Below are 15,649 nucleotides of genomic sequence, written 5' to 3'. Positions count from 1 at the left end.
GTGGCAAGATGAGTGCCGAGAACGAGAAGTACGGAGAAACCGGTTTGGAAATTGCCGTTATTGGAATGGCAGGAAGATTTCCGGGTGCGAAGAACCTAACGGAGTTTTGGGAAAACTTGCGTGCCGGCAAGGAGTCGGTCACTTTTTTTACGGATGAAGAGCTGGAGAAAGCAGGGATTGCCCCGGAAATGCTCAGGCATCCCCAGTATGTCAAAGCAAAGTCTCAGCTAGAGGACGTGGAGTCGTTTGATGCGCCGTTTTTTGAATACACGCCGCGAGAAGCCGAGCTAATCGATCCACAGTTCCGTCTGTTCCACGAATGTGCATGGGAAGCGCTTGAGCATGCGGGACACCTTCCCGAAACCGAGGATCAACTCGTCGGGGTGTATGCAGGGGCTTCTCCTAACACCTATTGGGTCGCAAGCCAAGTCATGAATGCTGCACATGCCAGTGATCAATTTCAAATTTTGCAATTAAATAATCCTTCGTTTACGACGCGAATTTCATACAAACTGAATCTGAAAGGCCCAAGCGTAAGCGTGCAAACGGCTTGCTCCACCTCTCTTGTATCCATTCATCTGGCTTGCCAGGGATTGCTGGCCGGCGAATGCGATCTTGCCTTAGCAGGAGGGGTTTCGGTCAATTTGCCGCGCACAACCGGCTATCTCTACCAGGAAGGAATGATCCAATCTCCCGACGGACACTGCCGGCCTTTTGACGAAGGCGCAAGCGGCACTTTGTTCGGCGACGGAATCGGAATCGTCGTGCTCAAGCGGCTCGCAGACGCCGCTAGGGATGGAGACGTTATTCATGCGGTTATCAAAGGCTCGGCGGTTAACAATGACGGCAGCCGGAAAGTAGGGTACACGGCGCCAAGCACGAACGGCCAGGTGGAAGTTATTCGCGCAGCCCACCAAATGGCAGAAGTTGATCCGGAAAGTATCGGGTACATCGAGGCCCACGGAACAGGGACTACACTGGGGGACCCGATCGAAGTGGAGGCGCTGCAAGCTGCTTTCGCCACGGATAAAAGGGGCTTTTGCAAAATCGGTTCGCTCAAATCCAATATCGGTCATCTGGACGCCGCGGCAGGAGTCGCGGGTTTCATCAAGGCCGTATTGGCGCTTAAGCATCAGCAAATCCCGCCAAGCCTTCATTTTCATCAACCGAATCCCAAAATCGATTTTGAAAACTCTCCTTTCAAAGTCAATTCGGAGCTTAGCGATTGGAGAAAAACAGAAGGACCTCGGAGAGCAGGAGTCAGCTCCTTCGGTATCGGGGGGACGAATGCCCACGTCATTCTGGAGGAGGCCCCGATTGGCGCGGCAAGTTCGGCGGGACGCGATCTGAAACTGCTCGTACTCTCTGCCCGGACGGAGGAAGGGTTAGAACGGGCGACTCGCAATCTCGGCGAGTTTCTGCGGACTTGTCCCGAAGCCGACTTGGCTGATGCGGCTTATACGCTGCAGACAGGCCGCAAACGGTTCCGTTACCGCCGAACACTGGTCTGCGCTGATGTCCGTGAAGCTTTGGAGCGTCTGGATGCTATCGATGAAGGCAAATTGCAAACGGGCGAGTCGGAGAGGGATCAGACCCGGGTTGTTTTCCTCTTCCCGGGGCAGGGCTCGCAGTATGTGAACATGGGAGCTGATTTATACCGCAAGGAGCCTTTGTTCCGGGCGGAAATGGACCGCTGCTGCGAGATCATTACAGCAGAGGGTGGCACCGATCCAAGGCATGTGCTGTACGGGGCTTCGGACAGTGCGGCAGCTGCTGATAGGATTAACCAGACGGAAGCGGCGCAGCCGGCTTTGTTCGCGTTTGAATATTCGCTCGCGCAGCTCCTGATGTCATGGGGCGTTAAGCCGAATGCCATGATCGGGCACAGTATCGGAGAGTACACGGCTGCGTGCCTGTCGGGTGTTCTATCACTTCGGGACGCGCTGAAGCTCGTCACACTGCGCGGCAAGCTTATGCAGAGCCTGCCTGCCGGAGAGATGCTGAGCGTCTCCCTTGACGAGGCAAGTTTATTAGAGCTTCTTCCGGAAGGACTGGCGCTTGCAGCCGTTAATGGACCGGAGCTCTGTGTTGTTTCCGGCCCGCATGCGGACATCGCTTCCTTTGAAACCAAACTTACCGGGCTGCAGGTGGTGCATCGAAAGCTTCATACGTCACATGCGTTTCATTCGGCCATGATGGAGCCGATATTGGAGAAATATGAGGCAAAAGTCAAGCAGGTGGTCCTATCCGCCCCGTCAATTCCGTATGTGTCCAATGTAACGGGAACATGGATAACGCCGGAAGATGTCGCCGATCCCGAATATTGGACTAGGCATTTGCGGGAAACGGTGCGGTTCGCAAGCGGGGCGGCCGAGCTGCTTAAGGAGAAGCAGGCCGTATTTATAGAAATCGGACCTGGCAATGTTCTCAGCAGCTTCATCCGTAAACAACAGGGGAAGGAAACAGAGCGTAAGCATGAAGTGTTCCATCTCGTCCGTCATCCGCACGAGCAGGCCGCAGATGATGCTTTCTTACTAGAGAAGATCGGCAAACTGTGGATTGCAGGCACGCAGATCGATTGGAAGGGGTACTACAACTCGGAACGCCGACGGCGGGTTACGCTGCCGACTTATCCGTTCGAACGCCAGTGGTACTCCGTAGAGGGCGCACAATGGTCATTGCGAAACATGCAGGAGAAAACAGCTCACCGGAGAATGGGAGCTACGGAAACGGAGACCGGGAACGAAGCTGTTAAACAATCCCAAGTAGCCGCGCGTATGCGGTCTGCATCCTCTATAGAACAGACGGTTGCAGAACTTGTCCAGAATCACTTCGGATTCGCGCATCTTGGGATCAATGACAACTTTTTTGAAATCGGAGCAAGCTCGCTCGATATTTCCCAGCTGGCTGATAAGCTTGCGGAAGTGCTGGGGATGGAAGTGCCCGTGGTTACCTTGTATTCTTATCCCTCCGTTTGTACCTTAGCGGCATTCTTACGTGGAAACGGACAGGGAAGCTCAGCGTCCGATGAGGCAGCGGTTGAAGAAGAAGCAGAGCGCCAGAATGCCATTAACAAGGGAATGGCGCGTTCCGAGCGGATGAGGACCATATCGGTCCAAGATAGAGATCTGACGGGAAGGCAGGAACAAACGGAACGTGAAGCCGTGGGGGAGAACGGGCTTGAGATAGCGGTCATAGGTATGGCAGCCAGATTCCCGGGTGCGGACAGCATCGACCAGTTCTGGAACAATTTGCGCGACGGCGTCGAGTCGATAACGTTCTTCACGGACGAAGAGCTGGTACAGGCAGGCGTTGACCCGCAGCTTGTATCCCATCCTTCCTATGTAAAAGCCAAAGGGGCATTGAACGGGATTGATCAGTTTGATGCCGCGTTCTTCGGCTATTCACCTCGGGAAGCACAGCTAATGGACCCGCAGTTACGGCTGTTTCACGAATGCGCTTGGGAAGCGATCGAATCCGCCGCCTACAATCCCGACACTTATCCGGGACTTATCGGCGTCTATGCTGGCGCGACCCCGAATCTGGAGTGGGTTTCCCGCTTTGCGCCTGCTTTGGGCGGAACGGAACGATTCAGCGCCATGCTTCTTAACGACAGGGAGTTTTTCAGCACCCAGCTGTCGTATAAACTCAATCTCCGGGGCCCCAGCATCTCGATGCAGACCGCTTGCTCCACATCCCTGGTTAATATTGTTCTGGCCTCGCAAGGATTATTGGCGGGGGCGTGCGACATCGCACTGGCCGGCGGCTCCACTGTCAGCGTGCCCGACAAATCCGGTTATTTGTACGAAGACGGTATGATTCAGTCACCGGACGGGCATTGCCGAGCCTTCGACGAGCAGGCGGCAGGAACTGTTTTCGGAGACGGGGTCGGTGTCGTTGTCCTGAAACGTCTGAGTGATGCCATTGCGGACGGAGATATTATCCACGCCGTTATCAAAGGTTTTGGCTTGAACAATGACGGCACCCGCAAGGTAGGCTTTACCGCTCCGAGCACAAAGGGGCAGGCCGAAGTCATTCGTGCTGCTCATCGGATGTCGGGTGTGGACCCGGAAAGCATCACTTATGTAGAGGCGCACGGGACGGGCACAAGCATGGGGGATCCGATTGAGATTGAAGCTTTGAAGGAAGCCTTCGGCACCGATAAAAAGGGATTTTGCCGTATCGGATCCGTCAAGACGAACGTCGGCCATCTCAACAGCGCAGCCGGAGCGGCCGGGTTCATTAAAACGGTACTGGCACTCAAAGCGAAGCAAATTCCGCCGAGCCTGCATTATGAACGGGGCAACCCCAACATTGACTTCGCTAACAGTCCCTTTGTCGTCAATACGGAACTGGTGCCTTGGGAAGGCAGCCAGCATCCCCTGCGCTCCGGAGTCAGCTCATTTGGCATCGGTGGCACGAATGCGCACGTCATTCTGGAAGAAGCTCCCCCTAGGGAACCATCCGACGAAGGTCGTGCAGAGAAGCTGCTGATCTTGTCAGCAAGAACGCCAACAGCATTGACGGAGGCGAAAGCACGTCTGGCCGCATTTTTGACAGAGCATCCGCAAGTGAATCTGGCAGATACGGCGTATACGCTGCAAGCAGGCAGGAAGGCTTTTGAGTGGAGAGCCGCATTTGTGTGCAAGGATGCGGAAGAAGCGACCGCCATCTTGACATCGATAGGGTCCGATAAAATTGCCGAAAGCCAAACGGGGACGCAAACACGCTCTGTAGTATTCATGTTTCCGGGCCAGGGGTCACAATATGTCGGCATGGGACGGGAGCTCTATCTCAACGAACCTGAATTCAAGGAAGAACTTGATCGCTGCTTCGAGCTCGTTCAACCGTATGTAGAGCTTGACTTAAAGGCTGTCCTTTATGCCGCTGGCGAATCGGACCAAGATCATCGAGAGGAAATCTTGATGCGGACGGATATCGCCCAGCCCGTGCTTTTTATGATCGAATATGCGTTTGCCAGACTGCTGATACGCTGGGGCATCCGGCCCGAAGCGATGCTGGGTCACAGTATCGGTGAATATGTGGCAGCATGCCTGGCTGGTGTATTCACGCTGGAAGATGCGCTGCAGCTCGTAGCGCTTCGCGGCCGGCTCATGCAGGGGGTGACGGCGGGATCTATGCTCAGCGTGGCGATGTCAGTAGCGGAACTGCGCCCATTGCTGCCTGATCATATTGCGCTGGCGGCAGTCAACAGCTCCTCCTTGTGCGTCGTATCCGGCACATCGGCTGAGATTGATGCATTCTCACGGCTGCTGGAAGACAAAGGCTGTGCCTGCCGTCTTCTCCACACAATACATGCCTTCCATTCTCATATGATGGATCCGATACTTGCGGAGTTCGCGGATAAAGTACGCTTGATCCAGCTGCATGAGCCTGAGCTGCCCTTTATTTCCAACGTGTCCGGCACTTGGATCACACCTGAAGAGGCTACGGATGCGGAGTACTGGGTTAGGCATTTGCGATCAACCGTGCGGTTTGCGGACGGGCTTTACGAACTGTTGAATAATCCGCGCTCTGTATTCATAGAAGCCGGACCGGGCAATTCGCTCAGCACATTCGTGCGCAAGCATGAAGCTGGTTCGCGTGACCGGATCGTTGTCAATATGCTGAGACATCCCCAGGAAGCGGTTTCTGATACCGCGCACTTGTTGAACAAAATCGGACGCCTCTGGCTGGCGGGTATCGACATCGATTGGACGGGCTATTACGTCCATGAGCGGCGCAGACGCATCGAGCTGCCAACCTATCCGATGGAGCGTCAGCGCTTTTGGCTCGATGATGAGCAGCAGCCATTACCGGGAGCGCGGCCATCCTCACCCCCAAGAGGCGGTAAAAACGCTGACATGGCGGACTGGTTCTATTATCCTTCCTGGGAACGCGCCCTGCTGGAGGAGCATCCGGAAGAAAGCCGTCAGAACGGTCATAACTGGCTTGTATTCAAGGATGATTGCGGGATCGCGGACGAACTTGCCGCAAGTGTTCAAAATATGGGTGAGCGGACTGTAATGGTTAAGGCGGGCAGCGCCTTCATCGCGCATGAGAACGGAACGTTCACGCTTGTCCCGGGCTCTGCAGAGCATTACGTCCGGCTGCTGGAGGAACTGCAAAAGCGGGATTTCGTTCCCGACAAAGTCGCTCATCTGTGGAATGTTTCCTCCTCCGGGAAGGAAGAAGAGGAAATGGAACCTTCCGATGCGGAAGCGGTTGAACGCCGCCAGCAACAAGAAGGTTACTACAGCTTGATCTATTTGGCTCAGGCGCTGCGCAAGCATAAGGTAGAGGATATCCGTATAGCAGTCGTGTCCTCAGGAATGCAGGAGGTAACGGGGATGGAGCCGCTGTCTCCGGGTAAAATGACGCTGCTCGGACCCTGTATGGTCATTCAGCAGGAATACAGCGGAATTACATGTGTGAGCATTGATATTGATGTACAGGAAGAGACCAAGCAAAAGCGGCGAATCGCTGATAATCTTATCGGGGAATTATCGTCTCCGCCCTCGGACCGGCTTATCGCTTATCGGGGGAATTACCGATGGGTTCAGAATTTCAAGTCGGTAGGACTGCGCCAGGCGGAGAAATCGGCAGCTCCATTTCGGCAGCAGGGTGTATATCTCATTACGGGAGGGCTAGGAGGAATCGGGATGCTGACGGCAGAGTTCCTGGCGCGCAATTATGGTGCACGGCTCATTCTTACCGGACGTTCAAGCTTTCCCGACAAGAAGGAATATACGCGTTGTCTGGCTGAACATGGAGAGGAGCATCCGCTTTCTCGAAAAATCAGACGTGTGTTGCAATTGGAAGAACTCGGCGCTGAGGTTACCTATATGCAGGCCGACTTGTCTAATGAAGAACAGATGCGCCATGTCTTCAAGTTTATTGATCGTGAGTACGGCCGCCTTCATGGCGTCGTGCAGGCGGCGGGACTTCCTGGCGGCGAATCTTTCCGCGCGATCGAGAATATTAGCGGAGACCAGTCCGACGAGCAGTTCCGGGCCAAAGTCCAGGGTTTGCAGACGCTGGGCAGGCTAATTGCCGACAGGGAGGCCGAGATATGCATCCTGTTCTCCTCCATCGCCAGCATTCTCGGGGGACTCGGCTTCAGCGCTTATTCGGCCGCGAATTTGTACATGGATGCTTTTGCCCGCAAACAGAACCGAGCTGGCGGGACGAAGTGGCTGTGCGTCAATTGGGATGCGTGGGAATTCTGGGAAGAACACCGCTCGACGATCGGAGAGTCGCTTGTCGAACTGGCGATAACGCCAGCCGAAGCGCCTGATCTGTTCCGGTACGTCTACAGTCCGTGCGGCAGCAACCAAATTATTGTATCGACCGGTGATCTTCAGACGCGGATCGATCAATGGATTCGGCGCGCAGGCAAGAAAGAAGACAGTCACGCGGCAGGCGGCGCCTCATTCAGCAGGCCGGATCTAACCACACCTTATGCGGCGCCCCGCAATCGGGTTGAGAAGACGATAGCCGAGGTGTGGAAACAATTTTTCCGTATTGACGAGGTAGGTATCCACGATAATTTCTTCGATCTGGGAGCCAGCTCGCTGGATATGATCCAGGTGACCGCCAAATTGAATGAAGCGTTAGACGAGAGTATCGCCGTTGTTGATATGTTCACCTATCCCAGCATTCATGCCCTAGCTCAGCGCCTTACCCACAGCGAAGAAAACGAGGCGGAAGAGGCGGAGATGGAACATCAAATGATCGACTCCGCCGCGAAGGGAAGAAAGCGGCAGCAGCAGCAAAAAGAAAAAAGACGCAAAGGAGAGGTCTTGCTATGAGCATATCGAACGGTAGGGAGTATAACGGTTCGGAAATTGCCGTAATCGGCATGTCCGGCAGGTTTCCGGGAGCCAAAAACTTGCGGGAATATTGGGATAACCTCTGCAGCGGCAAGGAGAGCATCTCTTTTTTCAGTGATGAAGAGCTGTTGGAAGAAGGCATCGATGTGAAGACGGTGACTCACCCTAATTATGTGAAGGCCAAGGGAGTACTCGATGATCTCGAGTACTTCGATCCCGAATTCTTCGATTATACGCCTCGCGAGGCCGAGCTTATGGATCCGCAGTTCCGTCTTATGCACGAATGTTCCTGGGAAGCGCTCGAACAAGCGGGATATGATCCTAAGACATATAGAGGCTCGATCGGGTTATATGTAGGCGCGGCTTTTAATTCCAACTGGTTCATGCGCGCGTTCAAGGGGCTGGGAACAGCGGAAGAATCCGCCACCCTGGAGACGGCTATGCTGAATTTACGCGATTATATGGCCACACTTGTTTCTTATAAACTCAATATGAAGGGACCAAGCTTTACGGTGCAGACAGCTTGTTCGACATCGCTTGTTGCCATTCATCTTGCTTGTCAAAGTCTGCTCAGCGGGGAATGCAGCATGGCGCTGGCCGGCGGTGTATCGATACAACTGCCCAAGAGAGCCGGTTATTTCTATCAGGAAGGGATGATTAATTCCCCTGACGGCCACTGCCGGGCCTTCGACGAGAAAGGGGCGGGTACCGTCTTTGGTGAAGGCGCCGGGATTGTCGCCTTGAAACCGCTGGAGGATGCACTTGCAGACGGCGACCATATATACGCTGTAATTAAAGGCTCGGCGATCAATAACGACGGCAGCCGAAAAGTAGGCTATACCGCTCCTAGTACATCAGGTCAGGCGTCCGTAATCCGTGCCGCTCATCATGTAGCTGAAGTGGAGCCGGAAAGCATCAGCTATATTGAAGCGCACGGTACAGGTACGACACTTGGCGATCCAATCGAAATCGAAGCATTGAAGACCGCTTTTCAAACGGACAAGAAGAGATACTGCGGCATCGGCTCGGTTAAATCCAACATCGGGCATCTGAACAACGCCGCAGGGGTAGCCGGATTCATTAAGACCGTGCTCGCCCTGGCCCATAAACAACTGCCGCCTACCCTTCACTATGAACGTCCGAATCCCAAAATCGATTTTGAGAACAGTCCGTTCTTTGTTAACGACCGGTTAAAAGACTGGACCAACGATGCCTTCCCTGTCCGGGCAGGCGTAAGCTCTTTTGGCATCGGCGGCACGAATGCGCATGTTGTCCTGGAGGAAGCGCCGCCTGCTTCCGCTACCTCACGGGGCAGGTCGGCGCAGCTTATCTCTCTGTCGGCCAAGACGGAAGCATCGCTCGACAGACTGACGGAGCGGATAGCGCTGCATTTGCAGGAGCATCCTGACGTGAGCCTCGCAGATATGGCCTATACGCTCCATGAGGGAAGGGCTGCTTTCTCGTACCGCAGGACACTGGTCTGCGGAAGCGCGGATGAAGCGGTCATGCTGCTGGCTCAACCAGGTTCGCCCGAAGTTCAGAACGGATTTGCCTCTGTCGATGAGCCGCCGGTCGTATTCATGTTTTCCGGCCAAGGCTCGCAGTACACCGGAATGGGCAGGGAGTTGTATGAACAGGAGCCGGTGTTCCGCGAGGAGGCGGACCGCTGCTTCGAGCTGATGCAAGATGAGATCCGCCATGAGGCGAAGCGGGTACTATATCCCTCCGCCGATGAGCCGGATACGTCACTTATTAACCGGACTGACATTGCCCAGCCGGTTCTGTTTACAGTCGAATATGCGCTTGCCAGACTGCTGATGAAATGGGGAGTACAGCCGCAAGCCATGATCGGGCACAGCATCGGTGAATACGTCGCTGCATGTCTGTCAGGCATCTTCTCGTTGGAGGATGCCGTGCGGCTCGTTACCCTTCGCGGTCAATTGATGCAGAGTCTGCCAAGCGGTGTCATGCTGAGCGTTCCGCTGACCGAGCAGGAGATACTTCCATTGTTGTCCGGCGGCGTATCGCTGGCTGCGGTGAATGCTCCTTCCATGTGCGTTGTTTCCGGCACTTCGGAAGCGGTCGAGTCATTGGCTGGTTCCTTGGAAGAGAAAGGAGTCGAATGCCGTCGTCTTCACACGTCACACGCCTTCCATTCCGCCATGATGGAACCCATTCTGGAAGCCTATGAGCGCGAGGTAGGCAAGCTTGTGCTGAAAGCACCGCAGTTGCCCTTTATTTCCAATGTCACCGGAACCTGGATTCAGGATGAGCAGGCAATCAGTCCCGCTTACTGGGCACAGCACCTGCGCGGCACGGTAAGGTTCTCAGACGGGCTCAGTACCCTGATGAACGAAATGGACGCTGCGTTTGTAGAGGTTGGCGGAGGCAATGCCCTGACCGTATTTGCGAAGAGTCATCATGAATTCTCCAAAAACTCAGCCGGGGCTCCTAAAGAGCGTGTTATGGTGAATCTCCTGCGTCATCCGAAGCAGAATACCTCTGATGTCGCTTACCTGCTCCTTCAAGTGGGCCGTCTATGGAATGCGGGGATAAAAATAAATTGGACCCGTTTCTACGGGGAAGGGAAAAGAAATCGTATTCCTTTGCCAACTTATCCGTTTGACCGTCGCCGTTTCTGGCTTGATGAGGAAGGAATCCAGATCGTCCACTCCGATTTGCCAGCGAAGAGGGCAGGACAACAAGCTAATACGGAGCGGGATGACCGGATAGAGACCCAGAAAGAGAAAGGGTTATCCGAACCAATCAACCCGCTGGAAGAGACGCTGGCCGGCATATGGCGCAATCTGTTCGGCTTAGAGCACATCGGAATTCATGAGGATTTCTTCGAAATAGGCGGGCATTCTTTGAAAGCGACCAGTCTGATCACGAAGATTCACAAGGAACTTGATGTAGAGCTGGCTTTGTCGGATATATTCAACATGCCGACGATAAGTGCGCTTGCCCGTTATATCGGACAGAAAGCTAAAAATAAATATTTTGCAATCGAACTGGCAGAGAGCAAACCTTACTACCGCTTGTCCTCTGCACAGAAACGCACGTTCCTCATTCATCAGCAAATCGGTTCGGTAACGACTTACAACATGCCGATGGCTTTGTGGGTGCACGGAAAAGCGGAAGCGGATCGTTTTGAGCAGGCTTTCATTCAATTGATTCACCGTCATGAGAACATGCGCACCTCGTTTCATATGGTAGACGGAGAACCGGTTCAGCAAATTCATGAGAGTTTCACGTTTACCGTGGAACGCATGGAAGCGGACGAGGAAGATTTAAAGAAAATCATGCGGAAGTTTATCAGGCCTTTTGATCTGGGCAAAGCCCCTCTTATTCGCGCCGCTTTCGTTCGAATAGAGCCGGAGAAACATGTGCTGTTTATGGATATGCACAATATTGTTTCGGACGGTGCTTCAATGAATGTGTTTATTAAGGAATTCAGCGATCTGTATGCCGGAAAAGATCTCCCGCCTCTGCGCATTCAATATAAGGATTTCGCGGAATGGCAGCATCGCCTGTTGAGCGGGGATGTTATTCGGAAGCAAGAGGATTATTGGATGAACCAGTTCCGGCAGACAATCCCTGTGCTGAACATGCCGTATGACTTCGAGAGACCTGAATTTCAATCGTTTGTCGGCAGAGCGCACAAGATCAGCCTGTCCAAGGAAACCGTAGACCGGCTGAATGCTTTGGCAAAATCCCAGAATGTTACGATTAATGTGCTCTTGTTTCATCTATACACGATTGTGCTGCATGAATATACCGGTCAGGACGACATTACGGTCGGCTCGTTGGTGGCAGGCAGGCGGCATGCCGATGTGGAGCCTTTAATAGGCATGTTCACGAACTTCCTGCCGATCCGGGTCCGCTTCCAAGACCGGCTGAGTCTTCTCGATCAACTGCTTATTCTGAATGACACGATGATGAACGCCTATGAGAATCAAGACTTCCCGTTCGACCGGATGGTCGAGAAGCTCTCGGCGAAACTACCGCGCGGACGTAATCCTCTGTTTGATACGATGATGATTTTTCACAATGAATTTGATGGTGACACCGTGCTTACCGCCGAAGGACTCACTTTCGAGAATTTTGAAATTACGAAGGGGATTTCCAAGCTCGATTTCAAACTCGATATCGGCTATGCCGATCATGGCGGCTTGCTCTGTGTCATGCAGTACAATACCGCTTTGTTCGCGGAAGCAACCATGGCGGGACTCATGGGGCATTTTACGGATCTGATTGAACTGGCTCTGGCCAACCCGGCTATTGAATTGAGCGAAATCCGGCTGTTCACCGAAGAGCAGGAGGCTGAAGCGGCGGCAAAAAGAAGCAGTTCGCTGCCGGAGCGTGTCTTTACCGTAACGGCCGTCTCTACCTTTACTGCGGACCCGATCCGTTCTTATGTCAGCTGGTGGGGAGAGCAGTTCGGAACACGTGTCGATATCCGTTTTGCACCATATCAACAAGTGTTTCAGGAGCTATTGAACCCTGACAGCTCCTTCTCGTCCGAAGAGGCTGCGGGACTGCTGCTCGTCCGCTTTGAAGATTGGTTGCGGGATGACCGCTCTCCGGAGGCCCAGCAGATTAAAAAGCTAGAACGAGCACTGGCCGATATGCTGCAGACATTATCTGCTGGCCGGAGAACGGGCCCGATATTCGCCGGAGTGTTTCCCGTATCCGCTACATTAGGGGCTTCTCCGGTCATGGAAAGCTACCTGGAAGAGCTCGGGAATCGTTGGAAGCGCGAATTGGAAAGGCTGGATTATGTTCAGGTTATCGATTTCAGAGAGCTTAGTTCCATGTTCGGTATTGATCACATACACGATTCCACTGCCGATGAAGCTGCACACATGCCGTTCACACCGGAATCTTATGCGGCAATGGGTACTCTTATTGCACGTCGGCTGCTCGCTTGGCAAGGACATCCCTTCAAAGTTATTGCGGTGGATTGCGATAACACGCTCTGGCATGGGGTATGCGGGGAGGATGGAGCGGCAGGGGTAACAGCCTCCGGTCCCTACCGCGAGTTCCAGCGGTATCTGCTGAGCAAGCAGCAAGAGGGCATGCTGCTGGTGCTGGTCAGCAAGAATAATGAAGCAGATGTATGGAATGTACTGGACAATAACCCAGACATGCTGCTTAAAAAAGAGCATTTTGCGGGAACGAGGATCAATTGGAACTTAAAATCCGAAAACTTGCTTTCATTGGCGGAAGAACTCGGATTAGGACTGGACAGTTTTATCTTCATCGATGACAGTTCGCTGGAATGTTCCGAGGTACAGTCACAGTGTCCGGAAGTCCTTACGCTTCAGCTTCCTGAAGAGCGGCTAATCCCGGCATTCCTGGAGCATATCTGGGCAACAGATCGCCTGCGCGTGACAGAAGAGGATAAACGGAGAACCGAAATGTATGTCTCAGAGCGCAAGCGCAGAGAAATTCGTTCTTCGGCTCCCTCTCTGCAGACTTTTCTCGACGAATTGGAGCTTAGACTGGGTATTTACGAAGCAACTGCTGAACAACTGCCCCGCATAGCCCAGCTGACACAGCGCACCAATCAATTCACGCTAAACGCAGATATAATGTCAGAGAGTGAACTGGAAGCTACGCGGGCTGAACCGGATACGAAATGCTGGGCGATTGAAGCCTCAGACCGGTTCGGGCATTACGGACTGACAGGGGCGGTCATAACGCGCTTCGAAAACGATATTGTTCATCTGGATGTATTCCTACTCAGCTGCCGCATTCTTGGGAGAGGGATCGAGTCGGCCGTAATCAGTTCTTTAAAGGCTTATTGCCATGAACGTAAGGCCGAATATATGGAGGCTGTGTGCACAATTACCGGGAAAAATGAGCCGTTGCTCGCATTTTTGAGATCGGGACCGTGGAGCATCACGGAGGAGTCCGGCCACAAGGTGCGTTTCCGGATTGCAGTAAAGGATATCCCTGATTCCATCAAGCATATTGAAGTCCTTAACGAGCCACTGCCCGGCGTAGGACTGACCCAGCCTCAGCTCACCGGCAGCGAATATCAAGGAGAAGCGGGTACCGCCACAGGGCCGGCGCAAAGTTTAGAGAGAACGGGCTGGGAAGAAGTTCTCAGCGGCCGTGAAAATCAGCAGCATCGCCGTCATTTGCTTCCGCTGCAGTATTCTGACGCTTCAAGGATACTCCAGATTCCGGTAAAGGAAGTAGAAGAGAGCGCAGCTCTGAGAGCTCCGTACCGGGCTCCGTCCAATCAGACAGAGGAAGCCTTGGTACAAATTTGGGAAAGGGTGCTCGGGATCGGCGGCATCGGAATTGATGACGATTTTTTCCGGCTTGGCGGAACGTCCCTTCATGCTGTTCGGGTTGAGATCGAAATGGAGAAACAAGGTTTATCGGCAGAAGGACAGCAATTATTCAAATATCGCACGATTCATCAATTAAGTCCGTTCATTCGAATCTCTGTCATGGAATAATACGAGGCAACTTTACCAGCAAGGCATCATGAGACAAGGCTATCGCCTGTCAACGGATGCCTTGCTTTTTTATGGTAAATATAGGATAATGATTGAACTTCATGGGAATACAATAATATACAATTGTGCATTGTGTTGGATAATATATTTATTAAAGGGGCTGGTGGTAAATATATGAACGAGGAACTGATAGATTACGTTTATTCTCAAGTGTCAATGAAAGAAGGAAAAAAAGTAATTGAGAATATTCTTCTGGATATTTACTTCAAACCGGGCATTTCCACCAAAGAGATTGCCAGAAAAACGCTGCTGCCCCTGCCGCTGGTGTCCGCAATTAAGAAAGAGCTAATCAAGGTTGGCCTCATTGAACAAAAGCGGGGGGTGAACTGCACGGCAAGAGGAAGCCGTTTTGCCGAGCAAGTGATGGGGTTCGGCGATTTGGATCATGACCTGTATCAGCGTTTGAAGTACGAGCAGTGGCAGCCTGACGAACTGAAGGACATGATGACCAAGCTGGAGAGCGTCTTTGAGGGACGGCCTCAGGTCGATGTTACGATTGATCAGTCAAGCTGCACTCTGGCTACGAGCATGAACCGGGCTGTTCTGGCGCTTCGTCACGAGGCTCTAATCGGCAGGGATATCGTTTGTCTGGGGGACGATGATCTCGTCAGTGTGTCGCTGGCGTTTCTGCTGAAGCAGCTTTATCGTAACGATGCCTCCAAGTCGAACACCCGTATTTACGTATTCGAAATTGACAAACGTATTACCAGCTATGTGAACTATCTGGCGGAAACCGAAGATTTGCCGATCGTCTGCTACGAAATGGATTTTCGCGAACAGCTTCCGTCTGAATTTCTGAACCGCTTTGATTGCGTATTCACCGATCCGCCTTATACACAGCAGGGGATGTCGTTATTCGTCTCCCGCGGAATTCAATTGCTGAAGCGGGATGTAGGACTGCCTATCTTCCTGTCGTTCGCCCACAAATCGCCTGACTTCACCTTGGCGATGCAGCGCGAATTTGCCAATATGGGCTTGTTAGTGACAAGTGTCTTGCCTCGCTTCAATGAATATATCGGTGCGGAAATTATTGGTAACACAAGCCAGATGATTGTGTTACAATCTACTGAAGAGACCCACGAAAGTATCGAACGTGAATACAGGCAAGCGCTGTATACCGGGGAAGTCAAACGTACGGTTCGCTTATACGAGTGCAAACGCTGTAATCGCGTGACCGAAGTAGGTTTCCAAATGGAGTGGCAAACGATTGAGCACCTGAAGAAAGAGGGCTGCCCGGGATGCCGCTATGAGACTTTCGAGCTCATTCAAAAAAAGAACGCATAA

Annotated in this window: 3 protein-coding genes; all 3 read left to right on the top strand. The window is 52.9% G+C overall.

Annotation, left to right across the window (positions count from 1 at the left end):
- Nucleotides 1-8: 8 nt before the first annotated feature.
- The 3 genes from MHH48_RS30695 (at nucleotide 9) to MHH48_RS30685 (ending at nucleotide 15,649) form a co-directional block, all read left to right on the top strand.
- Nucleotides 9-7,811 (top strand): type I polyketide synthase, encoded by a 7,803-nt coding sequence (locus MHH48_RS30695; RefSeq protein ID WP_076325390.1) that lies wholly within the window; start codon nucleotides 9-11, stop codon nucleotides 7,809-7,811.
- Nucleotides 7,808-14,305: a type I polyketide synthase gene (locus MHH48_RS30690; RefSeq protein WP_076325391.1), complete on the top strand. Its 6,498-nt coding sequence runs from the start codon at nucleotides 7,808-7,810 to the stop codon at nucleotides 14,303-14,305. The genes MHH48_RS30695 and MHH48_RS30690 overlap by 4 nt, the downstream gene beginning before the upstream one ends.
- Before the next feature lie 174 nt (nucleotides 14,306-14,479).
- Nucleotides 14,480-15,649 carry a bis-aminopropyl spermidine synthase family protein gene (locus MHH48_RS30685; protein WP_076325392.1) on the top strand — a complete coding sequence of 390 codons (1,170 nt, stop codon included), beginning with the start codon at nucleotides 14,480-14,482 and terminating at the stop codon, nucleotides 15,647-15,649.

The organism is Paenibacillus sp. FSL F4-0100, from assembly GCF_037993005.1.
Taxonomy (GTDB): Bacteria; Bacillota; Bacilli; order Paenibacillales; family Paenibacillaceae; genus Paenibacillus_AQ.
This window is presented reverse-complemented; position numbering and strand designations above follow the sequence as displayed.

Bases quoted from the DNA above. Each gene is read 5' to 3' on its own strand.
- MHH48_RS30695 (WP_076325390.1), top strand. From the start codon at position 9: ATGAGTGCCGAGAACGAGAAGTACGGAGAAACCGGTTTGGAAATTGCC.
- MHH48_RS30690 (WP_076325391.1), top strand. From the start codon at position 7,808: ATGAGCATATCGAACGGTAGGGAGTATAACGGTTCGGAAATTGCCGTA.
- MHH48_RS30685 (WP_076325392.1), top strand. From the start codon at position 14,480: ATGAACGAGGAACTGATAGATTACGTTTATTCTCAAGTGTCAATGAAA.